20 protein-coding genes are annotated in these 21,968 nt (G+C 70.5%); 1 reads left to right on the top strand and 19 read right to left on the bottom strand.

Features of this window, described 5'->3' with window-relative positions:
• Positions 1 to 15 precede the first annotated feature (15 nt).
• The 6 genes from carB to pyrR all read right to left on the bottom strand — a co-directional run bounded on the left by carB (position 16) and on the right by pyrR (position 8,044).
• Entirely contained in the window at positions 16 to 3,324 is a 3,309-nt protein-coding gene (gene carB, locus ACZ5TL_RS14500; protein ID WP_468589924.1) for a carbamoyl-phosphate synthase large subunit, read from the bottom strand.
• Complete coding sequence (carA, locus tag ACZ5TL_RS14495; RefSeq protein WP_468589923.1) at positions 3,317 to 4,459, bottom strand: glutamine-hydrolyzing carbamoyl-phosphate synthase small subunit; 1,143 nt, start codon at positions 4,457 to 4,459, stop codon at positions 3,317 to 3,319. Before carA ends, carB begins: the two co-directional genes overlap by 8 nt.
• Positions 4,456 to 5,025 (bottom strand): PH-like domain-containing protein, encoded by a 570-nt coding sequence (locus ACZ5TL_RS14490; RefSeq protein ID WP_468589922.1) that lies wholly within the window; start codon positions 5,023 to 5,025, stop codon positions 4,456 to 4,458. Before ACZ5TL_RS14490 ends, carA begins: the two co-directional genes overlap by 4 nt.
• Positions 5,022 to 6,335, bottom strand: a complete 1,314-nt coding sequence (locus tag ACZ5TL_RS14485) for a dihydroorotase (protein ID WP_468589921.1) — start codon at positions 6,333 to 6,335, stop codon at positions 5,022 to 5,024. The genes ACZ5TL_RS14490 and ACZ5TL_RS14485 overlap by 4 nt, the downstream gene beginning before the upstream one ends.
• A 5-nt stretch (positions 6,336 to 6,340) precedes the next feature.
• Positions 6,341 to 7,375, bottom strand: a complete 1,035-nt coding sequence (locus ACZ5TL_RS14480) for an aspartate carbamoyltransferase catalytic subunit (protein WP_468589920.1) — start codon at positions 7,373 to 7,375, stop codon at positions 6,341 to 6,343.
• 102 nt (positions 7,376 to 7,477) lie between these two features.
• Entirely contained in the window at positions 7,478 to 8,044 is a 567-nt protein-coding gene (gene pyrR, locus ACZ5TL_RS14475; protein WP_468589919.1) for a bifunctional pyr operon transcriptional regulator/uracil phosphoribosyltransferase PyrR, read from the bottom strand.
• Between the two features lie 266 nt (positions 8,045 to 8,310).
• On the opposite strand from pyrR, the gene bldD reads away from it, so the two are divergent.
• Entirely contained in the window at positions 8,311 to 8,814 is a 504-nt protein-coding gene (bldD, locus tag ACZ5TL_RS14470; RefSeq protein ID WP_006131213.1) for a transcriptional regulator BldD, read from the top strand.
• Positions 8,815 to 8,979: 165 nt separating this feature from the next.
• On the opposite strand, the gene nusB is transcribed toward bldD, so the two are convergent.
• From nusB to ACZ5TL_RS14405, 13 genes are all read right to left on the bottom strand, one after another.
• On the bottom strand, positions 8,980 to 9,414 hold the full coding sequence (gene nusB / locus ACZ5TL_RS14465; protein ID WP_468589918.1) for a transcription antitermination factor NusB: 435 nt from the start codon (positions 9,412 to 9,414) through the stop codon (positions 8,980 to 8,982).
• 2 nt (positions 9,415 to 9,416) lie between these two features.
• On the bottom strand, positions 9,417 to 9,983 hold the full coding sequence (gene efp, locus ACZ5TL_RS14460; RefSeq protein WP_095933031.1) for an elongation factor P: 567 nt from the start codon (positions 9,981 to 9,983) through the stop codon (positions 9,417 to 9,419).
• Positions 9,984 to 10,036: 53 nt separating this feature from the next.
• Positions 10,037 to 11,146 (bottom strand): aminopeptidase P family protein, encoded by a 1,110-nt coding sequence (locus tag ACZ5TL_RS14455; RefSeq protein ID WP_468589916.1) that lies wholly within the window; start codon positions 11,144 to 11,146, stop codon positions 10,037 to 10,039.
• 249 nt (positions 11,147 to 11,395) lie between these two features.
• Positions 11,396 to 12,259 carry a Pro-rich N-terminal domain-containing protein gene (locus tag ACZ5TL_RS14450; RefSeq protein WP_468589914.1) on the bottom strand — a complete coding sequence of 288 codons (864 nt, stop codon included), beginning with the start codon at positions 12,257 to 12,259 and terminating at the stop codon, positions 11,396 to 11,398.
• Positions 12,260 to 12,422: 163 nt separating this feature from the next.
• A complete protein-coding gene (aroB, locus tag ACZ5TL_RS14445; RefSeq protein ID WP_468589913.1) occupies positions 12,423 to 13,514 on the bottom strand; it encodes a 3-dehydroquinate synthase in 1,092 nt (363 codons plus the stop codon).
• Positions 13,511 to 14,026: a shikimate kinase gene (locus ACZ5TL_RS14440; RefSeq protein ID WP_468589912.1), complete on the bottom strand. Its 516-nt coding sequence runs from the start codon at positions 14,024 to 14,026 to the stop codon at positions 13,511 to 13,513. Before ACZ5TL_RS14440 ends, aroB begins: the two co-directional genes overlap by 4 nt.
• A complete protein-coding gene (gene aroC, locus ACZ5TL_RS14435; RefSeq protein ID WP_468589911.1) occupies positions 14,023 to 15,207 on the bottom strand; it encodes a chorismate synthase in 1,185 nt (394 codons plus the stop codon). Before aroC ends, ACZ5TL_RS14440 begins: the two co-directional genes overlap by 4 nt.
• Positions 15,208 to 15,347: 140 nt before the next feature.
• Positions 15,348 to 15,713: a hypothetical protein gene (locus tag ACZ5TL_RS14430; protein WP_468589910.1), complete on the bottom strand. Its 366-nt coding sequence runs from the start codon at positions 15,711 to 15,713 to the stop codon at positions 15,348 to 15,350.
• A 51-nt stretch (positions 15,714 to 15,764) separates the two neighbouring features.
• A complete protein-coding gene (locus ACZ5TL_RS14425) occupies positions 15,765 to 16,592 on the bottom strand; it encodes a shikimate dehydrogenase (protein ID WP_468589909.1) in 828 nt (275 codons plus the stop codon).
• A gap of 11 nt (positions 16,593 to 16,603) precedes the next feature.
• Positions 16,604 to 18,337: an endolytic transglycosylase MltG gene (gene mltG, locus ACZ5TL_RS14420; protein WP_468589908.1), complete on the bottom strand. Its 1,734-nt coding sequence runs from the start codon at positions 18,335 to 18,337 to the stop codon at positions 16,604 to 16,606.
• A gap of 123 nt (positions 18,338 to 18,460) precedes the next feature.
• Positions 18,461 to 18,925 carry a Holliday junction resolvase RuvX gene (ruvX, locus tag ACZ5TL_RS14415; protein ID WP_468589907.1) on the bottom strand — a complete coding sequence of 155 codons (465 nt, stop codon included), beginning with the start codon at positions 18,923 to 18,925 and terminating at the stop codon, positions 18,461 to 18,463.
• Positions 18,926 to 18,940: 15 nt separating this feature from the next.
• The gene (alaS, locus tag ACZ5TL_RS14410) at positions 18,941 to 21,613 is read right to left on the bottom strand and encodes an alanine--tRNA ligase (protein ID WP_468589906.1); all 2,673 of its coding nucleotides are present in this window, start codon (positions 21,611 to 21,613) and stop codon (positions 18,941 to 18,943) included.
• Positions 21,613 to 21,966, bottom strand: coding sequence for a hypothetical protein (locus ACZ5TL_RS14405; RefSeq protein WP_468589905.1), 354 nt, complete (start codon positions 21,964 to 21,966; stop codon positions 21,613 to 21,615). Before ACZ5TL_RS14405 ends, alaS begins: the two co-directional genes overlap by 1 nt.
• Positions 21,967 to 21,968: the final 2 nt, after the last annotated feature.

Here is a 21,968-nt window from a genome sequence, read left to right as displayed (position 1 = left end):
TCCCCCTCGGGGCTGCTAGTCGCGGGCCGCGGTCAGGTGTTCCGCGTGTTCCTGGAGCGAGCGGACGCTCACGACGCCGCGGTTGAGGGCGTCGATGCCCTGGACCGCCGCCGCGAGCGCCTGGACCGTCGTCAGGCAGGGCACGGAGCGTGCCACGGCCGCCGTCCGGATGTCGTAGCCGTCGAGGCGGCCGCCGGTGCCGTACGGGGTGTTGACGATGAGGTCGACCTCGCCGTCGTGGATGAGCTGGACGATGGTCTTCTCGCCGTTCGGTCCGGTGCCCTCGGACTGCTTGCGCACGACCGTGGCGTTGATGCCGTTGCGCTTGAGGACCTCGGCCGTGCCGGAGGTGGCCAGCAGTTCGAAGCCGTGTCCGACCAGCTCGCGGGCCGGGAAGATCATCGAGCGCTTGTCGCGGTTGGCGACCGAGATGAACGCTCGGCCCTTGGTGGGCAGCGGGCCGTAGGCGCCCGCCTGCGACTTGGCGTACGCGGTGCCGAAGACGGAGTCGATGCCCATGACCTCGCCGGTGGAGCGCATCTCCGGGCCGAGGACCGTGTCGACGCCGCGACCGTGGATGTCGCGGAAGCGCGACCACGGCATGACGGCCTCCTTGACGGAGATCGGCGCGTCCAGCGGCAGCTCGCCGCCGTCGCCGGCGGCCGGGAGCAGGCCCTCGGCGCGGAGCTCGGCGATGGTCGCGCCCAGCGAGATCCGGGCGGCGGCCTTGGCCAGCGGTACCGCGGTCGCCTTCGAGGTGAAGGGGACGGTGCGCGAGGCGCGCGGGTTGGCCTCCAGCACGTAGAGGATGTCGCCCGCGAGCGCGAACTGGATGTTGATCAGGCCGCGCACCCCGACGCCCTTCGCGATGCCCTCCGTGGAGGCGCGCAGGCGCTTGATGTCGAAGCCGCCGAGCGTGATCGGGGGCAGGGCGCACGCCGAGTCGCCGGAGTGGATGCCGGCCTCCTCGATGTGCTCCATGACACCGCCGAGGTAGAGCTCCTCGCCGTCGTAGAGGGCGTCGACGTCGATCTCGATCGCGTCGTCGAGGAACCGGTCGACCAGGACCGGCCGGGAGGGGCTGATCTCGGTCGACTCGGCGATGTAGGACTCCAGCCGGATCTCGTCGTAGACGATCTCCATGCCGCGCCCGCCGAGGACGTACGAGGGACGCACCAGGACCGGGTAGCCGATCTCGTCGGCGATGGCCTTGGCCTCGGCGAAGGTGGTGGCCGTGCCGTGCTTGGGGGCCGGGAGGCCGGCCTCCTTCAGGACCCGGCCGAAGGCGCCGCGGTCCTCGGCGGCGTGGATGGCCTCCGGAGAGGTGCCGACGATCGGCACGCCGTTGTCCTTCAGCGCCTGCGACAGGCCCAGCGGGGTCTGGCCGCCGAGTTGGACGACGACGCCCGCGACCGGTCCGGCCTGCTGCTCGGCGTGCACGATCTCCAGCACGTCTTCCAGCGTCAGCGGCTCGAAGTACAGGCGGTCGGAGGTGTCGTAGTCCGTGGAGACGGTCTCCGGGTTGCAGTTGACCATCACGGTCTCGTAGCCCGCGTCGCTCAGCGCGAAGGAGGCGTGGACGCAGGAGTAGTCGAACTCGATGCCCTGGCCGATGCGGTTCGGGCCGGAGCCCAGGATGATGACGGCGGCCTTCTCGCGGGGCGCGACCTCGGTCTCCTCGTCGTAGGACGAGTAGAAGTACGGCGTCTTCGCGGCGAACTCGGCGGCGCAGGTGTCGACCGTCTTGTAGACCGGGCGGACGCCGAGCGCGTGCCGGACCTCGCGGACGACGTCCTCGCGCAGGCCGCGGATCTCGCCGATCTGCGTGTCGGAGAAGCCGTGCCGCTTGGCCTCGGCGAGCAGGTCGGGCGTGAGCTCGGCGGCGGCGGCGAGCTCGTCGGCGATCTCCTTGATCAGGAAGAGCTGGTCGACGAACCAGGGGTCGATCTTCGTGTACGCGAAGACCTCCTCGGGCGTGGCGCCCGCGCGGATGGCCTGCATGACGGTGTTGATCCGGCCGTCGGTGGGGCGGACCGCCTCGCGCAGCAGCTCGTCCTTGGCGCCGGGCTCGCCGACGAAGGTGAACTGGCTGCCCTTCTTCTCCAGGGAGCGCAGGGCCTTCTGGAAGGCCTCGGTGAAGTTGCGGCCGATGGCCATGGCCTCGCCGACCGACTTCATGGTGGTGGTGAGGGTGGAGTCCGCGCTCGGGAACTTCTCGAAGGCGAAGCGCGGTGCCTTCACGACCACGTAGTCGAGCGTCGGCTCGAAGGAGGCCGGGGTCTCCTGCGTGATGTCGTTCGGGATCTCGTCCAGCGTGTAGCCGACGGCGAGCTTTGCGGCGATCTTGGCGATCGGGAAGCCGGTCGCCTTCGAGGCGAGTGCCGAGGAGCGGGAGACGCGCGGGTTCATCTCGATGACGATGACGCGGCCGTCCTCGGGGTTCACCGCGAACTGGATGTTGCAGCCGCCGGTGTCGACGCCGACCTCGCGGATCACGGCGATGCCGATGTCACGGAGGGTCTGGTACTCACGGTCGGTGAGCGTCATCGCCGGGGCGACGGTGATGGAGTCACCGGTGTGCACGCCCATGGGGTCGAAGTTCTCGATGGAGCAGACGACCACGACGTTGTCGTGCTTGTCGCGCATCAGCTCCAGCTCGTACTCCTTCCAGCCGAGGATGGACTCCTCCAGGAGCACCTCGGTGGTCGGCGAGAGCGTGAGGCCCTGCCCGGCGATGCGGCGCAGTTCCTCCTCGTCGTGGGCGAAGCCGGAGCCGGCGCCGCCCATGGTGAAGGACGGGCGGACGACGACCGGGTAGCCGCCGAGCTCCTCGACGCCCTTGAGGACGTCGTCCATGGAGTGGCAGATGTAGGACCGGGCGGACTCGCCGTGCCCGATCTTCTGCCGGACGGCCTCCACGACCTCCTTGAACTGGTCGCGGTCCTCGCCCTTGTGGATCGCCTCGACGTTGGCGCCGATCAGCTCGACGCCGTACTTGTCCAGGACGCCGTTCTGGTGCAGCGAGATCGCGGTGTTGAGGGCCGTCTGGCCGCCCAGGGTGGGCAGCAGCGCGTCGGGGCGCTCCTTGGCGATGATCTTCTCGACGAACTCGGGGGTGATCGGCTCGACGTAGGTGGCGTCGGCGATCTCCGGGTCGGTCATGATCGTCGCCGGGTTGGAGTTCACCAGGACGACCCGCAGGCCCTCGGCCTTCAGGACGCGGCACGCCTGGGTGCCGGAGTAGTCGAACTCGGCGGCCTGGCCGATGACGATCGGGCCGGAGCCGATGACCAGGACGGACTGGATATCGGTGCGCTTAGGCACGCTGGCCCTCCATCAGGGATACGAAGCGGTCGAACAGGTAGGCGGCGTCGTGCGGGCCGGCTGCCGCTTCGGGGTGGTACTGGACGCTGAAGGCGGGGCGGTCGAGGAGCTGCAGCCCCTCCACCACGTTGTCGTTCAGGCACACGTGCGACACCTCGGCGCGGCCGAACGGGGTCTCGGAGGCCTTCTCGAGCGGGGCGTCGACGGCGAAGCCGTGGTTGTGCGCGGTGACCTCGACCTTGCCGGTCGTCCGGTCCTGCACCGGCTGGTTGATGCCGCGGTGGCCGTACTTCAGCTTGTAGGTGCCGAAGCCGAGCGCGCGGCCCAGGATCTGGTTGCCGAAGCAGATGCCGAACAGCGGGGTGCCACGCTCCAGGACGCCCCGCATCACGGAGACGGGGTGGTCGGCGGTGGCCGGGTCGCCCGGGCCGTTGGAGAAGAACACGCCGTCCGGGTTCACCGCGTAGACGTCCTCGACGCTCGCGGTCGCCGGGAGCACGTGCACCTCGATGCCGCGCTCGGCCATGCGCTGCGGGGTCATGCCCTTGATGCCGAGGTCGATGGCGGCGACGGTGAACTTCTTCTCGCCGACGGCCGGCACCACGTACGGCTCGGTGGTGGCGACCTCGGCGGAGAGGTTCGCACCCTTCATCTGCGGGGCTTCCTGCACGCGCGCGAGGAGCGCGCTGTCGTCCCCGACGGCGTCGCCGCTGAAGATGCCGACGCGCATCGCGCCGCGCTCGCGCAGGTGGCGGGTGAGGGCGCGGGTGTCGATACCGGAGATGCCGACGACGCCCTGCGCCGCCAGCTCCTCGTCCAGCGAACGCCGCGAGCGCCAGCTGGACGGCACGCGCGCGGGGTCGCGCACGACGTACCCGGAGACCCAGATGCGCTGGGACTCGGGGTCCTCGTCGTTCACGCCGGTGTTGCCGACGTGCGGGGCGGTCATCACCACGACCTGGCGGTGGTAAGAGGGGTCGGTGAGGGTCTCCTGGTAGCCGGTCATGCCGGTGGAGAACACCGCTTCGCCGAAGGTCTCCCCCACGGCCCCGTAGGCACGGCCGCGGAAGATCCGGCCGTCCTCCAGGACGAGTACGGCGGGAGTTTTGGCAGCTCCCCTGGTGGAGGTGGTCATCGTTCGGCGCCTTCCCTGTGGTTCGTTTCGATCATGGAGTTGAGAACTTCGACCCACTCGCTGTGCTCGGCCGCGTGGTCGGAGCGGAACCCGGAGTCGATCAGCCGGTCGCCGTGCTCCCACGTGATGACGAGCAGGCCGCCCTCGGTGAGCACCTTGCCGGCGATGCCCTTGTCCAGCCGGGCCTCGCGCAGCGCCGCGGCCGGGACGAAGAAGTCGCTCGCCCCGGGGCGTACGACGTCCAGTCCGGCGTCCGTGAGCGTGAGCTCGGTGCGGCTGCGGGTGCCCAGACCGTGAGCCACGATGCGGTCGAGCCACTGACCGGCGGTGGTGGAACCGTGGTAGCGGCCGCTCAGGGTGAGCTTCGCGGGGCCCGGGTCGTCCGGCGTGACGGGCAGTTCGGGGAGGTCGCCCTGAAGGGTGCCGCGCCACTTCCAGCCCTCGCGCATCAGCCAGTAGACGAGCGCGACGAAGAGGGCGAGGCCGACCACCCAGCCGATGCGGGCGGCCCAGTCGGTCACTTGCGCCGATTCCTTCTCGGCGGCCAGCAGGAGTACAGGTGTCACGTGAGCTTCCCGTCGACGAGCGTGGCCTTGCCCCGCAGCCACGTGTGCGTCACACGGCCCGGCAGCTCACGCCCCTCGTAGGGGGTGTTGCGGCTGCGTGAGGCGAAGCCCGCGGGGTCCACGAGCCCACGGTATGCCGTGTCGACCAGGGTGAGGTTGGCGGGCTCACCTGCCGAGACGGGACGCCCCTGGCCCGAGGCCTGTCCGATCTGCGCGGGCTTGAAGGACATCCGGTCGGCGACGCCGGCCCAGTCCAGCAGGCCCGTGTCGACCATGGTCTCCTGCACCACGGACAGCGCGGTCTCCAGCCCGACCATGCCCATGGCGGCCGCGGCCCACTCGCAGTCCTTGTCCTCGTGCGGGTGCGGGGCGTGGTCGGTGGCGACGATGTCGATCGTGCCGTCGGCGAGCGCCTCACGCAGGGCCAGCACGTCCCGCTCGGTGCGCAGCGGCGGGTTGACCTTGTAGACGGGGTTGTACGAGCGGACCAGCTCGTCGGTGAGGAGCAGGTGGTGCGGGGTGACCTCGGCGGTCACGGCGATGCCGCGGGACTTGGCCCAGCGGACGATCTCGACGGACCCGGCGGTCGACAGGTGGCAGATGTGGACGCGGGAGCCGACGTGGTCGGCGAGCAGGACATCCCGGGCGATGATCGATTCTTCGGCCACCGCGGGCCAGCCCCCGAGGCCCAGCTCGGCGGAGACGATGCCCTCGTTCATCTCGGCGCCCTCGGTCAGCCGCGGCTCCTGCGCGTGCTGGGCGACGACACCGCCGAAGGCCTTCACGTACTCCAGGGCGCGGCGCATGATCACGGCGTCGTGGACGCACTTGCCGTCGTCGGAGAAGACGGTGACGCCGGCGGCCGACTCGTGCATGGCGCCCAGCTCGGCGAGCTTCTGGCCCTCCAGGCCGACGGTGACGGCGCCGATCGGCTGGACGTCGCAGTAGCCGTGCTCCTTGCCGAGCCGCCAGACCTGCTCGACGACACCGGCGGTGTCGGCGACCGGGAAGGTGTTGGCCATGGCGAACACGGTGGTGTAGCCGCCGGAGGCCGCGGCCCGGGTGCCGGTGAGGACGGTCTCGGAGTCCTCGCGGCCGGGCTCGCGCAGATGGGTGTGCAGGTCGACCAGGCCCGGCAGCAGCACCTTGCCCCCGGCCTCGACAACGGTCACATCCTGCGCGCCTCCAACACGACCGGCGCCTTCGGCGGACAGTCCGCTGCCCACCTCGGCGATGGTCCCGCCGTCGATCAGCACGTCCTGCGGCTCGCCGCCGAGTACCTTCGCACCACGGATCAGGATCTTGCTCATGGGTCTTACTTCTCCTCGGCCGCAGAAGGGGTGTGCGCAGAGCGCTCGCTGGAAGGGTGGTGGTGGGAGACGGGCGGGCGGGTGTGGGTGACGGCGGGCTCGTTTCCACCGAGCAGCAGGTACAGAACGGCCATCCGGATGGACACTCCGTTTGCGACCTGCTCGACGACGGTGCAGCGGTCGGAGTCGGCGACCTCGGCAGTGATCTCCATGCCGCGGACCATGGGCCCGGGGTGCATCACGACGGCGTGCTCGGGCATCCGCGCCATGCGTTCGCCGTCGAGGCCGTAGCGGCGGGAGTACTCGCGCTCGGTCGGGAAGAAGGCGGCGTTCATGCGCTCGCGCTGGACGCGCAGCATCATCACCGCGTCGGACTTGGGCAGCGTGCTGTCGAGGTCGTAGGACACCTCGCAGGGCCAGGTCTCGATGCCGACCGGCAGCAGGGTCGGCGGGGCGACGAGGGTGACCTCGGCGCCGAGGGTGTGCAGCAGGTCGACGTTGGAGCGGGCGACCCTGCTGTGCAGGACGTCACCGACGATGGTGATGCGCTTGCCTTCGAGGTCCCGGCCGAGTCCGGCGTCCGGGCCGATCAGGCGGCGGCGCATGGTGAAGGCGTCCAGCAGGGCCTGGGTGGGGTGCTGGTGGGTGCCGTCACCGGCGTTGACGACGACCGCGTCGATCCAGCCGGAGTTCGCCAGCCGGTACGGGGCCCCGGAGGAGCCGTGCCGGATGACCACGGCGTCGACGCCCATGGCCTCCAGGGTCTGGGCGGTGTCCTTCAGGGACTCGCCCTTGGAGACGCTGGAGCCCTTGGCGGAGAAGTTGATGACGTCCGCGGACAGCCGCTTCTCGGCGGCCTCGAAGGAGATCCGGGTCCGGGTGGAGTCCTCGAAGAAGAGGTTGACGATGGTGCGGCCGCGCAGGGTCGGCAGCTTCTTGATCGGCCGGTCGGCGACCCGGGCCATCTCCTCGGCGGTGTCGAGGATCAGGACGGCGTCGTCGCGGGTGAGGTCGGCGGCCGAGATGAGATGACGCTGCATCTGTCAGGCTCCGTAAGGCAGTTCAAACGGGAGAAGTGGGGCAGACGGGCGCGCGAGGGCGCGCACTGAGCGGGCGTACGACAGTGCCGTACGCCTGGAGCGCTACCGAGGGGTCGGCTTGGCACCGAGCAGCACGGTGTCGCGACCGTCCTCCTCGGCGAGCTGGACCTTGACCGTCTCCCGCAACGACGTGGGGAGGTTCTTGCCGACGTAGTCGGCGCGGATGGGCAGTTCACGGTGACCGCGGTCGACGAGGACGGCGAGCTGCACCGCGCGCGGGCGCCCGAGGTCGTTCAGGGCGTCGAGGGCGGCTCGGATGGTGCGGCCGGAGAAGAGCACGTCGTCGACGAGGACGACGAGCTTGCCGTCGAGGCCGTCACCGGGAATCTCGGTGCGGGCCAGCGCACGCGGCGGATGCATGCGCAGGTCGTCGCGGTACATGGTGATGTCGAGCGAGCCGCACGGAACCTTGCGCTCGGTGATCTGCTCGAGCTTGTCGGCGATCCGCCGGGCGAGGAAGACGCCCCGGGTCGGGATACCGAGGAGCACCACGTCGTCGGCGCCCTTGGCGCGTTCGACGATCTCGTGGGCGATACGGGTCAGCACCCGTGCGATGTCGGGCCCTTCGAGAACGGGCCGGGCATCGGACTGCGCGTTATGTGTGTCCATATGAAACGGACCTCCTTCTCCGCCTCACGGGACGGACCTTAAAGGACGTCGGGATTGCGCCATCCACGGTAGCAGGCCCTCAATGTCGCCCGGACGGCCCCCTCGGATCACCCACTCGGCCTAACAGAGTGCCGATACCACGGAAGAGTCGGTGCGGACCATTCGGCTTGACGCGGCAGAGTAACGCTGCGTAACCTCACAGTGAGTTACCAGCCGCGCGGCCTGGCACCCTCGCCAGACGCGTCGACACAGTGCCGGGGAGCTATATGTCCAGCGAATACGCCAAACAGCTCGGGGCCAAGCTCCGGGCGATCCGCACCCAGCAGGGCCTTTCCCTCCACGGTGTCGAGGAGAAGTCCCAGGGACGCTGGAAGGCGGTCGTGGTCGGTTCGTACGAGCGCGGCGACCGTGCCGTGACCGTGCAGCGCCTTGCCGAGCTGGCGGATTTCTACGGCGTTCCGGTGCAGGAGCTGCTTCCGGGCACCACTCCGGGCGGCGCCGCCGAGCCGCCGCCGAAGCTGGTCCTGGACCTGGAGCGACTGGCCACGGTCCCGGCCGAGAAGGCGGGCCCCCTGCAGCGCTACGCGGCCACGATCCAGTCGCAGCGCGGTGACTACAACGGCAAGGTGCTCTCGATCCGCCAGGACGATCTGCGCACCCTTGCCGTCATCTACGACCAGTCGCCTTCGGTCCTCACGGAGCAGCTGATCAGCTGGGGTGTCCTGGACGCGGACGCGCGCCGCGCGGTGGCCTCCCACGAGGACGCCTGACCGCTTGGCGGGGGACAGCAGAAACGTGCCGCCGGGGTGGCCGGAACCATAGGGGTCCCGGCCACCCCGGCGGCGTTCTGAGGGCCTGACCGCCCTCGGGGCGCACGGGATACGCCGGAGGGCCCGCAGCGCGAGCGCTGCGGGCCCTCCGGCATGTGGTCTTCCTCAGACCTCGTCGCGGCGGAGCGAGGGCTTGAGTTCCTTCAGCCGGCCGAGCAGGCCGTTCACGAACGAGGGCGACTCGTCCGTGGAGAACTCCTTCGCCAGCTGCACCATCTCGTCGAGGACGACGGCGTCCGGCGTCCCGTCGACCCAGATCAGCTCGTAGGCGCCGAGCCGCAGGATGTTGCGGTCGACGACCGGCATCCGGTCGAGCGTCCAGCCGACCGAGTACTGGGCGATGAGCTCGTCGATGCGCTTCGCGTGTTGCGCGTAGCCCTCGACCAGCTCCATCGTGTACTCGCTCACCGGCGGCTGCCGGGTGTCGGCCCGGGAGAGCCGGACCCAGTCCGCGAGGACCGTCAGGACCTCGACGCCGCGCTGGTCGCCCTCGAAGAGGATCTGGAAGGCGCGCTTACGGGCTGTGTTGCGGGCAGCCACGGTTAGCTGTTCACCCGGCCGAGGTAGTCGCTGGTGCGGGTGTCGACCTTGATCTTCTCACCGGTGGTGATGAAGAGGGGCACATTGATCTGGTGGCCGGTCTCCAGCGTGGCCGGCTTGGTGCCGCCGGTGGAGCGATCGCCCTGGACGCCCGGCTCGGTCTCCTGGATGACGAGCTCGACAGCGGCGGGCAGCTCGACGAAGAGCACCTCGCCCTCGTGCTGCGCGACCGTGGCGGTGAAGCCCTCGATCAGGAAGTTGGCGGCGTCGCCGACGGCCTTCCGGTCGACGTGGAGCTGGTCGTACGTCTCCATGTCCATGAAGACGAAGTACTCGCCGTCCATGTAGGAGAACTGCATGTCGCGCTTGTCGACGGTGGCCGTTTCGACCTTGACGCCGGCGTTGAAGGTCTTGTCGACGACCTTGCCGGAGAGCACGTTCTTGAGCTTGGTGCGCACGAAGGCCGGGCCCTTGCCGGGCTTGACGTGCTGGAACTCGACGACGGACCAGAGCTGGCCGCCTTCGAGCTTGAGCACCATGCCGTTCTTGAGGTCGTTCGTGGAAGCCACGGTTGCGGAATCTCCTGGACTGACGTACGACCCCGGGGCACGCACCTGCCTACCTACAGGGCGAGCAGCTCCTTGGTCGTGATGGTGAGTAGCTCGGGTCCGCCGTCCGCCTCGGGGCGGACGACGAGCGTGTCATCGATCCTGACACCGCCCCGGCCCGGGAGGTGGACCCCCGGTTCGACGGTGACCGGCACGCAAGCGTCCAGTTTACCCATGGCCGCGGGACTCATTTGAGGGTCCTCGTCGATTTCGAGCCCCACACCGTGTCCGGTCAGGGCCGTGAGGCCCTCCGTGTACCCCGCGGAGTCCAGGACCTGGCGGGCGGCGCGGTCGACGTCCCGGCAGGCGGCGCCGGGTACCAGGCTCTCACGTCCGGCCCGTTGGGCCGCGAAGACCAGGTCGTACAGCTCGATCTGCCAGTCCGCCGGAGCGGTGCCGATGACGAACGTACGGCCGATCTCACAGCGGTAGCCGCGGTACGTCGCGCCGAGGCAGACGGAGAGGAAGTCGCCCTCCTCCACACGCCGGTCGGTGGGCCGGTGGCCGGGGCGGCCGGAGTTGGGCCCGGTGCCCACGGAGGTGGGGAAGGCCGGTCCGTCGGCCCCGTGGTCGACCAGGCGTCGCTCCAGCTCCAGGGCGAGGTGGCGCTCGGTGCGGCCGACGAGGATGGACTCCAGCAGTTCGCCGAGGGCCTGGTCGGCGATCTCGGCGCCGATGCGGAGGCAGGAGATCTCCTCCTCGTCCTTGACGACCCTGAGCTGCTCGACCGCGGTGCCGAGGTCGGCCAGGCGCAGCCGGGGGGCGACCGAGCCGAGGGCTCGGTGCCGGGCCACGGTGAGGTGGTGTTCCTCCACGGCGAGGGACTCGGCGCCCTGGCCTCCGGCGAAGCCGGCTGCGGCGACGGCCGGGTCACCGCCGCCGACGCCCGGCAGGGTCTGTACGCGCAGGGCCTGGTCGGGGCGCTCCGATGTGGGGCGGTCGGCCGTCGGGCCGGCGCACACCAGGAGATCCTCGGTCCTGCCCAGCAGCAGAACGGCGCCGTGCGGGGCGGCGCCCGCGAGATAGCGCACGTTGGCGGGGCGGGAGACCAGCGCCGCCGCGCTGCCGCCCGCGTTGCAGTATTCCCTCAGACGCGTCCGGCGGGCCGCGTACACCTCTGACATGACCCGAGCCTACGAGCGACCGGGGAATGTCGCCGGTCGGGAGGGCCGAGTGGGGGTGGTGCGCGCCTTCGCCTGCGGGCGGACAGTCCCCGACACGGCCCCTCCCGTGCGTGCGCGGGCGCGGGCGCGTCCTGGTTCCCGCTCGCATACGGCAGGCCACCGGTCCCGCTTGGCCCCGGGCCACTCATGACGGCGCTGGTGAGCGCGGCGGCATCCTCTACGCCGGGCCGCGGACCCACCCGGCACCGGCTACCACTGCGGTGGGCTCGCGATGGACCTGGCCAGCACGTCGTCCAGGATCCTCGCCGTCTCCGGGACATCCAGCTGCGAGTTGTCGATGATCGGCAGACCGGAGCCGTACCAGCCGGCCATGCGGCCGTGGATGCGGGCGACCTCCTCGTCCGACAGCCGCCGGTTCCCCGAGCGCTCCGCGTTGCGTTCCAGGACGATGTCCAGTCCGGGCAGCAGCACGACCGGCAGCAGGCCCGGGCCGACGTGGCGCTTCCAGCCGCCGAGGCCGACGACCGGACGGTCGGGGAAGACCGCGTCGTCGAGGATGCACGAGATGCCGTTGGCCAGGAAGTTCCGCGCAGCGAAGCCGCAGGTGCGGCGAGCGAGGCGGTACTGCGCCTCGGAGTTCTCGTTCCACCCCGACTGGGGGTCGGCGAAGCCGGAGCGGACCCACTCGCGGACGTCGTCGAGGCTGATGTGCGCCGTGGGGACCCGGCGATGGTCCGCCCAGTACTTGGCCACGCTGGTCTTGCCCGCGCCCGCGGGGCCGATCAGCAGCACGGCGAGGGTCGTGCCCGCCGGGTCGGGGGCGGCCGCGGCGTGCGGTGCGCTCGGCACGGCGACCGGACCACCCGGCGGCAGCGGCACATGGCCGGTGGTCTCCGGGGCGGGAGGCAGAGAACCCTGTGGTGGAGGCGGGAGGGGGCCGGGTGGCGGCACGGGATACCCCGGCGCCGGGGGTGGCGGCGGCACGGGCGCGGAACCCTGGTGCGCGCCCGGGTGCTGCGGCCCCGGGTGGTGTGCGGCCGGCGACCAGCCGGCGGCCGGTCCGTGCCCCGTCTGGTGGGGCGGCGGCAGCGGAGAACCCACTGCGTGCTGCATCCGGTGCCACTCCGTCTCGTACAGGCGATGGGCGCTGACAGCGGGGGCGGAACCCGCTGCTACCGAACGGTACCGCCCCCGGTCGTCGATGTGTGAACGGCCGGGGGCGGTCCGAAGTGCCCGGCCCGCAGGGCGAATTCGGGCGGAAGACGCGCCGGGGTACTTACTGCCCGACCTCGCCGTACGCGGCGAGCAGCACGGCCGGGTCGGGTCCCTCCAGGACGGTGGGCTTGGCCAGGCCGTCGAGGACGATGAAGCGCAGCAGGTCGCCGCGGGACTTCTTGTCGACCTTCATGGTCTCCAGCAGCTTGGGCCACTGGTCGTGCCGGTAGTGCAGGGGCAGTCCGACCGCTTCGAGGACCGTGCGGTGGCGGTCGGCCGTCGCGTCGTCCAGCCGGCCCGCCAGGCGGCCGAGTTCGGCGGCGAAGTGCATGCCCACCGAGACCGCCGCGCCGTGGCGCCACTTGTAGCGCTCGTTCTTCTCGATGGCGTGGCCCAGCGTGTGGCCGTAGTTGAGGATCTCGCGCAGGCCCGACTCCTTCAGGTCCGACGACACGACGTCGGCCTTGACCCGGATGGAGCGCTCGATGAGCTCGGCGGTGTGCGGACCGGCCGGGGTGCGGGCCGCCTCGGGGTCGGACTCGATGAGGTCGAGGATCACCGGGTCGGCGATGAAGCCGGCCTTGATGACCTCGGCGAGCCCGGAGACGTAGTCGTTGACCGCGAGGGAGTCCAGCGCGGCCAGGTCGCAGAGCACACCGGCGGGCGGGTGGAAGGCGCCGACCAGGTTCTTGCCCTCGGCGGTGTTGATGCCGGTCTTGCCACCGACGGCCGCGTCGACCATGGCGAGCACGGTGGTCGGGACGGCGATCCAGCGCACGCCGCGCAGCCAGGTGGCGGCCACGAACCCGGCGAGGTCCGTGGTCGCGCCGCCACCGACCCCGACGATGACGTCCGTGCGCGTGAACCCGGACTGGCCCAGCGCCTTCCAGCAGTAGGCGGCGACCTCGGCGGTCTTGGCCTCCTCCGCGTTGGGCACCTGGATGGCGACGGCCTCGTAGCCCTGCCCGGCCAGGTCGGCGCGCAGCGCGTCACCGGTCTCGGCCAGTGCCTCGGGGTGGACGATCGCGACCCGCTGGGCCTTGGCGCCGATCAACCCGCCGAGCTCGCCCAGCAGTTGCCGGCCCACCAGGACCTCGTACGGCTCGGTGCCCGCCGTGCCGCCGACCTGGATCCGGGTGACTGCCTCGCTCATGCTTCCTTCAACTCCAGTGCTTCCAGGGCGACTTGCGTGACCTCTTCGGGTGTTCGGCCGTCGGTGGCGACCACGACCGTGGCGACCTCCTCGTACAGGTGCCGGCGGGCGTCCATCAGCTCCCGCCACTGCTTGCGCGGGTTGACCGCGAGCAGCGGGCGGGCCGCGTTGAGGCCGGTGCGCTTGACCGCCTCCTCGACGTCCATCGACAGGTACGCCACGCGCTGCCCGGCGAGCAGCGCGCGGGTGCCTGCGTCGAGGACCGCGCCGCCGCCCAGTGCCAGAACGCCGTCGTGCTCGGCGAGCGCCCGGTGCACGGCCGCCTTCTCGGCGGCCCGGAAGGCGGGCTCTCCCTCGTCGACGAAGATCTCGGCGATGGTCCGGCCCTGCGCGGCGACGATGTCGTCGTCGGTATCCCGGTAGGAGACACCGAGCCGCTCGGCCAGCAGCCGCCCGACGGTGGACTTGCCCACGCCCATCGGGCCGACCAGGACGACCAGCGGACCGGTCATCGGATGGCGAGGTTGTCGAGGTACGACGTCACGTTGCGGCGGGTCTCGGCCACCGAGTCGCCGCCGAACTTCTCCGCCACCGCGTCCGCGAGCACGAGGGCCACCATGGCCTCGGCGACGATGCCGGCGGCCGGGACCGCGGACACGTCGGAGCGCTGGTGGTGGGCCTGCGTCGCCTCGCCCGTGGTGACGTCCACGGTCTGCAGGGCGCGCGGCACGGTCGCGATCGGCTTCATCGCGGCGCGGACGCGCAGCAGCTCACCCGTGGTCAGGCCGCCCTCGGTGCCGCCCGAGCGGCCGGAGGTGCGCCGGATGCCCTCGTCGGTCTTCACGATCTCGTCGTGCGCCTTGGACCCGGGAACCCGCGCCAGCTCGAAGCCGTCGCCGATCTCGACGCCCTTGATCGCCTGGATGCCCATGAGCGCGCCGGCGAGCCGGGCGTCCAGCTTGCGGTCCCAGTGCACATGCGAACCGAGACCCACCGGCACTCCGTACGCCAGGATCTCGACCACGCCGCCGAGGGTGTCGCCGTCCTTGTGGGCCTGGTCGATCTCGGCGACCATCTCCTTCGACGCGTCCGCGTCCAGGCAGCGCACGGGGTCCGCGTCCAGCTTCTCGACGTCGGCCGGCGTCGGGTAGACGCCTTCCGGCGCCTTCGCCGCGGCCAGCTCCACGACATGGCTGACGATCTCGATGCCGGTCGTCTCCCTCAGGTACGACCGGGCCACCGCGCCCAGCGCCACCCGGGCGGCGGTCTCACGCGCCGAGGCGCGCTCCAGGATCGGCCGGGCCTCGTCGAAGCCGTACTTCTGCATACCGGCGAGGTCGGCGTGGCCGGGCCGCGGGCGGGTCAGTGGGGCGTTGCGGGCGAGCCCGGCGAGGATCTCCGGATCGACCGGGTCGGCCGCCATGACCTGCTCCCACTTCGGCCACTCGGTGTTGCCCACCATGATCGCGACCGGCGAGCCGAGGCTGAGGCCGTGCCGGACGCCGCCGAGGAAGGTGACCTCGTCACGCTCGAACTTCATCCGGGCACCGCGCCCATAGCCCAGGCGCCGCCTCGCGAGGTGGTCCGCCACCATCTCCGTGGTGATCGGCACGCCGGCGGGAAGACCCTCCAGCGTCGCGACGAGTGCGGGACCGTGGGACTCCCCCGCGGTCAGCCAGCGCAACCTGCTCAACGGTGCTCCTCAGTGCTCGCGCCTGGTACTGCCCTCAGTACGCGCGTCCTCGCGTACGGCGACGGCCTGACCGGGTGCGCGGCCCGGTCCGCCACCTCCGATCCTCCCACGTCCGGGCCGACTGCCCGGCGGCCGGTCCATCAAGCGGACGCGCTCGCGGACGGGCCGTCGCCCGGACGCTGCTGCGGAGCGTACGCACCCAGGAAGTCGGCCCCGCTGGGCTGCTGCACGGGCTGGGTCTGGGGCTGCTGGGGCTGCTGGGGGGCGTACTCCCCCAGGTAGTCCGCGCCGCGCCCCTGCCCGTACCGCGCCGCCGCGTGCACCGGCCGCCCGCTGCGCACGGCGCGGCGGTGGGCGATCCTGCGCTTGATCTTCACGGTCCAGGACGCCACGAGGGCGAGCACGATCAGCGCGAGCACCGTGATCTGTACCCAGTCGGGCAGGAATCCCAGCAGGGACTCGAATATCTGGGACTTGACGGACGCCTGAGGCAGATCTGCGGACATGGCGGACGGTCCCCTCCCCTGTTCCGCCCCCTGCGGAACCGAGAGCGGATCTTATCGGTCCGAGAGAGCCCGCTCGCCCGCTTTTCGCATGGCGTCCAGGGGTGCCGGGGCCAGCCCCGTCATCTGCTCGACCTGGAGCACCGCCTGGTGCACCAGCAGGTCGAGACCGCTGACGACGGCACCGCCGTACGCCGACCAGCGGGCGGCGAGTACGGTGGGCCACGGGTCGTAGAGCACGTCGAAGAGGGCAGCCGGCCGCTCCGGCACGGACTGGGCGAGGGCGTCGGTGACCCCGGCCGGCGTGGTGCTGATCACCAGGGGCGCGCGCAGGGCCTGCCCGGCGTCCGCCCAGTCGGCGATGCGCACCGCGACGTCCAGCCGCTCGGCCCACTGCCGCATCTCGGCGGCCCGGGCCTCACTGCGCACGTACACGGCGATCTCGCCCGGGCAGATACGGGCCAGCGCGGCCAGCGCGGACGAGGCGGTGGCGCCCGCGCCGAGGATCGCGGCGGCGTCGACCTTGTCGATGCCGTGTTCGCGCAGGGCCGCGACCATGCCGGGGATGTCGGTGTTGTCACCGACACGTCGACCGTCCTCGGTGCACACGACGGTGTTCACCGCCTCCACCGAGGCCGCGGTCTCGCTGACCTCGTCCAGCAGCGGGATGACGGCTCTTTTCAGCGGCATGGTCAGCGAGAGCCCGGCCCACTCGGGGCCGAGCTTCTCGACGAATCGCGGCAGACCGGCCTCGTCGACCTCGAACCTGTCGTACGTCCAGCCCTCCAGGCCCAGCTCCTGGTAGGCGGTGCGGTGCAGGACCGGGGAGAGCGAGTGAGCGATCGGGGAGCCGAGTACGGCGGCCCGGCGTGGTGCGGCCATCGAAGGATTCCTCAGTTGTTCCGCGAGGCGTTGAACTGGTCGACCAGTTTCTGGTGTTCGGCGTTCGTCTTCGTGAACTTGCTGGTCTTGCCGTCGAGCGAGATGAAGTAGTACCAGCCCTGGTCCGTCGGGTTGAGGGCGCCCTTGATCGCGTCCTCGCCCGGGTTGTCGATCGGACCGGGCGTCAGGCCCTTGTAGAAGTACGTGTTGTACGGGTTGTCGTACGTCCGCAGTTCCCGCAGAGTCAGGTCGATCTTGCTCTGGTTCTTGATGTAGTTGTAGGTGGAGTCGAACTCCAGCATGCCGTTGGTCTGGGGGTTCCCGGGCTTCATGCGGTTGTAGATGACCTCGGCCATCTTGCGGAAGTCGTCGTGGCTGGTGCCCTCGGCCTGGACCAGGCTGGCGACGGTGATCAGCTGCCACGGGTCCTCGAGCCCGAGACTCTCGGCCTTCTTCTCGACGCCGAGCTTCTCGTACGTCTCGGTGGCCCGCGCCACCATCTGTTTCAGCACGTCCTCGGGCTTCTGCCCCTGGCTGACGCCGTAGCTGGAGGGGAAGAGGAAGCCTTCCAGCGGGTCCTTGACGTCCGGGTGGTTCTGCGCCCAGGCGGGCAGGCCGAGCTTCTTGTAGTCCTTCTTGGCGACCGCGGCGGTGGTGCCGGCCTTGACCTCCAGCCGCTTGTCGATGAGCCGGTAGATGTCGGCGTTGCGCTTGCCCTCGGCGATGATCAGGTTGTCGCGGCTGTCCGGACTGAGCATCAGTTCGACCGCACTGGAGGCCGACATTTGCTTCTGCAGCGTGTACACGCCGTCCTGGATGCTCCGGCCGTCGGGGTTGCCGGCCTGGGCCGATACGAAGGCGTCGACGCTCTTGACGACGCCGGCGGCCTTCAGCGCCCGTCCGATCGCGTAGCCGTCCGCGCCCTTGGAGATCTCGACGGACACCTCCTGCCCGTTGCCGTCGCCCGCGAAGTCCGGGGCCTCGCCGAAACGACCCTGGAAGAACTGGTAGCCGAAGTAGCTGACGCCCGCCAGGCCGCCGCCGAGGACAAGGACGACCACCAGGCAGGCCATTCCGTTGCGGCGCTTCTTGGGCTTGCCGCCGCGTCCCCGCTTCTCGTCGCGACCGCGGCGGCCCCTCGGCTCGTCGCCGTCTCCGTCGCCGTCGTCGTCCCCGCCCGCGAAGAAGGCGTGTTCGCCCTGGTCGGGACCGGGGTCCCAGTCGGTCTCCGGCTCCGGCTCCGGCTCCACCCCCCGTCGGCCGGGCGGCTCGGGGGGCGGATACGCGTCGGGCGTGCCGTAGTAGTCCTGCTGACCCCCGCCGTACGCGCCGGTCTGCTGGCCGTACGGATCGCCGGGGTCACCGGGGTCAGCGGGGTAGGAGATCTGCTGCTGATGAGCGCCGGTGTTCCAGCCGCCGTTGTCGTACTGCTGCTGGTGGTACGCCGGGTCCTGCGGGTGCCCGTGGTTCTCCTGGCCGGGGTACTGCTGATGCCCGTGGGGTTGTGCCGCGTACTGCTGGTCGTAGGGGTACTGCTGCTGCGGCTGACCGTATCCGGCCTGCTCACCGGTGCCCCAGTCGCCGTACTGCGGCTGCTGCGGCTGCTCTGGATAGTGCTGCGGCTGGCCGCCGTAGGGGGACTGCTGGCCCTGGTGGGCCTGCTGTCCGCCCCATCCGCCGTCCCCGTACAACGGGTCCTCCGGATGCCACGGTTCGGAGCCTTGGCCCCGGCCATACTCAGTCATCGATCCCCTAGAGCCGCGAGGCGGCGGTGGCGCGGCTTCCGGCTCGGCGCTCCCGTTCCGCCTCTTGCTGTGCGGCGGCTGTTCGAATGCCGTCGCATCGCGCGGAACGTTACCGTATCGCGATCAGATGACCACTTCGACGCCTTCGCCGGGTGCTTTACCTGACACCCGTTCGGATTCAAGCGCCTGCTGCAGGATCACCACGGCGGCTGCCTGGTCGATGACGGACCGTCCCTTCTTGGACTTCACGCCCGATGCGCGCAGTCCCTGACTGGCCGTCACCGTCGTCATCCGTTCGTCCATGAGTCTCACCGGAACCGGGGAGATCATGCGGGCCAGTTCCTGGGCGAAGCCCCGGACCTTGACCGCGGCCGGGCCCTCGCCACCCTTGAGGGAGCGTGGGAGGCCGACGACGACCTCGATGGGCTCGTACTCCTCGACGAGTTGCTTCAACCGCCGCTGAGCTGCGGGGATGTCACGCCCCGGGACCGTCTCCACCGGGGTGGCGAGGATCCCGTCGGGGTCGCACGAGGCGACCCCGATGCGGGCGTCCCCGACGTCGATCGCGAGTCGACGTCCTCTGCGCATACTGTCGACCGTCTCTTACTTGGCCGTCTCGGCGACGAGTCGCTCGACGGCGTCCACGGCGTCACCGACGGCGGCCGGGTTCTGGCCGCCGCCCTGGGCCACGTCCGGCTTACCACCACCGCCGCCGCCGAGGGTCTTGGCGGCAGCACGGACCAGGTCGCCGGCCTTCAGGCCGCGCTCGCGGGCGGCCTCGTTGGTGGCGATGACCGTCAGCGGCTTGCCGTTCGCCACCGTGAACAGGGCGACGACGACGGCCCGGCCGCCCTGGATGCGCCCGCGCACGTCGAGCACGAGCTTGCGCAGGTCGTCGGCGGTTGTGCCGTCCGGGACCTGGCCGGTCACGACAGCAACGCCACGGACGTCCTTGGCGGACCCGGCAAGACCGGCGGCGGCCTGCAGGACCTTCTCGGCGCGGAACTTCTCGATCTCCTTCTCGGCGTCCTTCAGCTTGCCGAGCATGGCGGAGACCTTCTCCGGGAGCTCCTCCGGGCGGCCCTTGATCAGCTCCTGGAGCTGGGCGACGACCGTGTGCTCCCGGGCGAGGAAGTGGTAGGCGTCCACGCCGACGAGGGCCTCGATACGCCGGACACCCGAGCCGATGGAGGACTCGCCGAGCAGCTTCACCAGGCCCAGCTGGGCGGTGTTGTGCACGTGCGTGCCTCCGCACAGCTCCTTGGAGAAGTCGCCGATGGTGACCACGCGCACGCGCTCGCCGTACTTCTCGCCGAACTCGGCGATGGCGCCCTGCTTCCTGGCCTCGTCGATGCCCATGACGTCGGCACGGACGTCGAGGTCGCGGGCGAGCACCTCGTTGATCTTCTGCTCGACGTCGGTCATCACGGCCGTCGGGACGGCGGACGGCGAGCCGAAGTCGAAGCGGAAGCGGCCGGGCTGGTTCTCGGAACCGGCCTGGGCGGCCGTCGGGCCGAGGGCGTCGCGCAGGGCCTGGTGGGTGAGGTGCGTGGCCGAGTGGGCGCGGGCGATGGCCGTGCGGCGGCGGTGGTCGATCGAGGCGTGGGCCGTGGCACCGACGGTGACCTCGCCGACCTGGACGACGCCCTTGTGGACGTACACGCCCGGGACCGGCTTCTGGCAGTCGCGGATCTCGATGACCGCACCGGAGTCCACCTTGATCCGGCCGGTGTCGCCGATCTGGCCGCCGCCCTCGGCGTAGAAGGGAGTGCGGTCGAGGACGATCTCGACCTCGTCGCCCTCGGTGGCGGCCGGGGAGGAGGCGCCGTCGACGAGGATGCCCACGATCGTGGACTCGCCCTGGGTGTCGGTGTAGCCGATGAAGTCGGTCTCGCCGGCCTTGTCGGCGATGTCGCGGTAGGCGCCCATGTCGGCGTGGCCGGTCTTCTTGGCCTGGGCGTCGGCCTTGGCGCGCTCCCGCTGCTCCTTCATCAGACGGCGGAAGCCGTCCTCGTCCACGGAGAGGCCCTGCTCGGCGGCCATCTCCAGGGTGAGGTCGATCGGGAAGCCCCAGGTGTCGTGGAGCAGGAACGCCTTGTCGCCTGACAGGACGCTGCCGCCGGCGGCCTTGGTGTCGGACACGGCCGTGTCCAGGATGTTGGTGCCGGCCTTCAGCGTCTTGAGGAAGGCGTTCTCCTCGGCGAGGGCGACCTTCTCGATGCGCTCGCGGTCGGTGATGAGCTCGGGGTACTGCTGTCCCATCATCCCGATCACGGTGTCGACCAGGTCCTTGACGACCGGGCCGGTGGCGCCGAGCAGGCGCATGTTGCGGATGGCGCGGCGCATGATGCGGCGCAGCACGTAGCCGCGGCCCTCGTTGCCGGGGGTGACGCCGTCGCCGATCAGCATCACGGAGGTCCGCATGTGGTCGGTGACCACGCGCAGGGAGACGTCCGAGGCGTGGGCGTCGCCGTAGCGGACGCCGGTGAGTTCGGTGGCCTTGTTGATGACGGCCATCGAGGTGTCGATCTCGTACATGTTCTGCACGCCCTGCAGAATCATGGCGAGGCGCTCGAGGCCGAGGCCGGTGTCGATGTTCTTGCTGGGCAGGTCGCCGAGGATCTCGAAGTTGTCCTTGCCGATGCCCTCGCCCCGCTCGTACTGCATGAAGACGAGGTTCCAGATCTCCACGTACCGCTCGTCGTTGACAGCGGGGCCGCCCTCGGCGCCGAACTCGGGGCCGCGGTCGTAGTTGATCTCCGAGCAGGGGCCGCAGGGGCCGGGGACGCCCATGGACCAGTAGTTGTCCTTCATGCCGAGGCGCTGGATGCGCTCCTTCGGCACGCCGACGACCTCGTGCCAGATGTGCTCGGCCTCGTCGTCGTCCTTGTAGACGGTGATCCACAGGCGCTCGGGGTCGAGGCCGTAACCGCCCTTGTCCTGGGGGCTGGTGAGCAGCTCCCAGGCGAGTTTGATGGCGCCTTCCTTGAAGTAGTCGCCGAAGGAGAAGTTCCCGCACATCTGGAAGAACGTGCCGTGCCGGGTGGTCTTGCCGACCTCTTCGATGTCCGGCGTGCGCACGCACTTCTGCACGCTCGTGGCTCGGGCGAAGGGCGGCTTGACCTCACCCAGGAAGTAGGGCTTGAAGGGCACCATGCCGGCCGGGACGAGGAGCAGAGTCGGGTCGTCCGCGATGAGCGACGCCGAAGGGACGACGGTGTGACCGCGCTCCTCGAAGAAGCTCAACCAGCGGCGGCGAATCTCAGCCGACTCCATCAGTGGTCCTCATTCCGGTTGTACGGGTACGTCGGGTACGCCGAACCCTCGACGTACTTCGGGTGGTTGCGGTTCTCGATGGCGGCGGGCCGCCGGGGGCCGGGGAGTTCGGGGTTCTCGTTGATCCCGAGGGCGTCGCCCAGCTCGGCCTCCCGCACGGCCATGTTGTCCCGTACGTCGAGGGCGAAGCCCACCGCACGGTCCTTGATGCGGTGACCGGCCTCGATCGCCTTGTCGCCGGCGGTTCTGGCGAGGCTCTCGGGGGTCAGCTGCTTCAGCTTGCGGTTGACCTTGGTGGTGGCCCACACACCGGCGGCGACGCCCGTGGTGAACCAGAAGGTACGGCGGAACATCG

The sequence above is a fragment of the Streptomyces sp. NPDC033136 genome (assembly GCF_055578235.1).
The sequence above is the reverse complement of the archived record's forward strand: the minus strand, read 5'-3'. Positions and strand labels throughout refer to the sequence as shown.

Coding starts and splice junctions, on each gene's coding strand:
- carA (WP_468589923.1), bottom strand. CDS start 4,459: ATGACCACCTCCACCAGGGGAGCTGCCAAAACTCCCGCCGTACTCGTC.
- ACZ5TL_RS14485 (WP_468589921.1), bottom strand. CDS start 6,335: ATGAGCAAGATCCTGATCCGTGGTGCGAAGGTACTCGGCGGCGAGCCG.
- ACZ5TL_RS14480 (WP_468589920.1), bottom strand. CDS start 7,375: ATGCAGCGTCATCTCATCTCGGCCGCCGACCTCACCCGCGACGACGCC.
- pyrR (WP_468589919.1), bottom strand. CDS start 8,044: ATGGACACACATAACGCGCAGTCCGATGCCCGGCCCGTTCTCGAAGGG.
- bldD (WP_006131213.1), top strand. CDS start 8,311: ATGTCCAGCGAATACGCCAAACAGCTCGGGGCCAAGCTCCGGGCGATC.
- ACZ5TL_RS14455 (WP_468589916.1), bottom strand. CDS start 11,146: ATGTCAGAGGTGTACGCGGCCCGCCGGACGCGTCTGAGGGAATACTGC.
- ACZ5TL_RS14450 (WP_468589914.1), bottom strand. CDS start 12,259: ATGCAGCACGCAGTGGGTTCTCCGCTGCCGCCGCCCCACCAGACGGGG.
- aroB (WP_468589913.1), bottom strand. CDS start 13,514: ATGAGCGAGGCAGTCACCCGGATCCAGGTCGGCGGCACGGCGGGCACC.
- ACZ5TL_RS14440 (WP_468589912.1), bottom strand. CDS start 14,026: ATGACCGGTCCGCTGGTCGTCCTGGTCGGCCCGATGGGCGTGGGCAAG.
- ACZ5TL_RS14430 (WP_468589910.1), bottom strand. CDS start 15,713: ATGTCCGCAGATCTGCCTCAGGCGTCCGTCAAGTCCCAGATATTCGAG.
- ACZ5TL_RS14425 (WP_468589909.1), bottom strand. CDS start 16,592: ATGGCCGCACCACGCCGGGCCGCCGTACTCGGCTCCCCGATCGCTCAC.
- mltG (WP_468589908.1), bottom strand. CDS start 18,337: ATGACTGAGTATGGCCGGGGCCAAGGCTCCGAACCGTGGCATCCGGAG.
- ruvX (WP_468589907.1), bottom strand. CDS start 18,925: ATGCGCAGAGGACGTCGACTCGCGATCGACGTCGGGGACGCCCGCATC.
- alaS (WP_468589906.1), bottom strand. CDS start 21,613: ATGGAGTCGGCTGAGATTCGCCGCCGCTGGTTGAGCTTCTTCGAGGAG.
- ACZ5TL_RS14405 (WP_468589905.1), bottom strand. CDS start 21,966: ATGTTCCGCCGTACCTTCTGGTTCACCACGGGCGTCGCCGCCGGTGTG.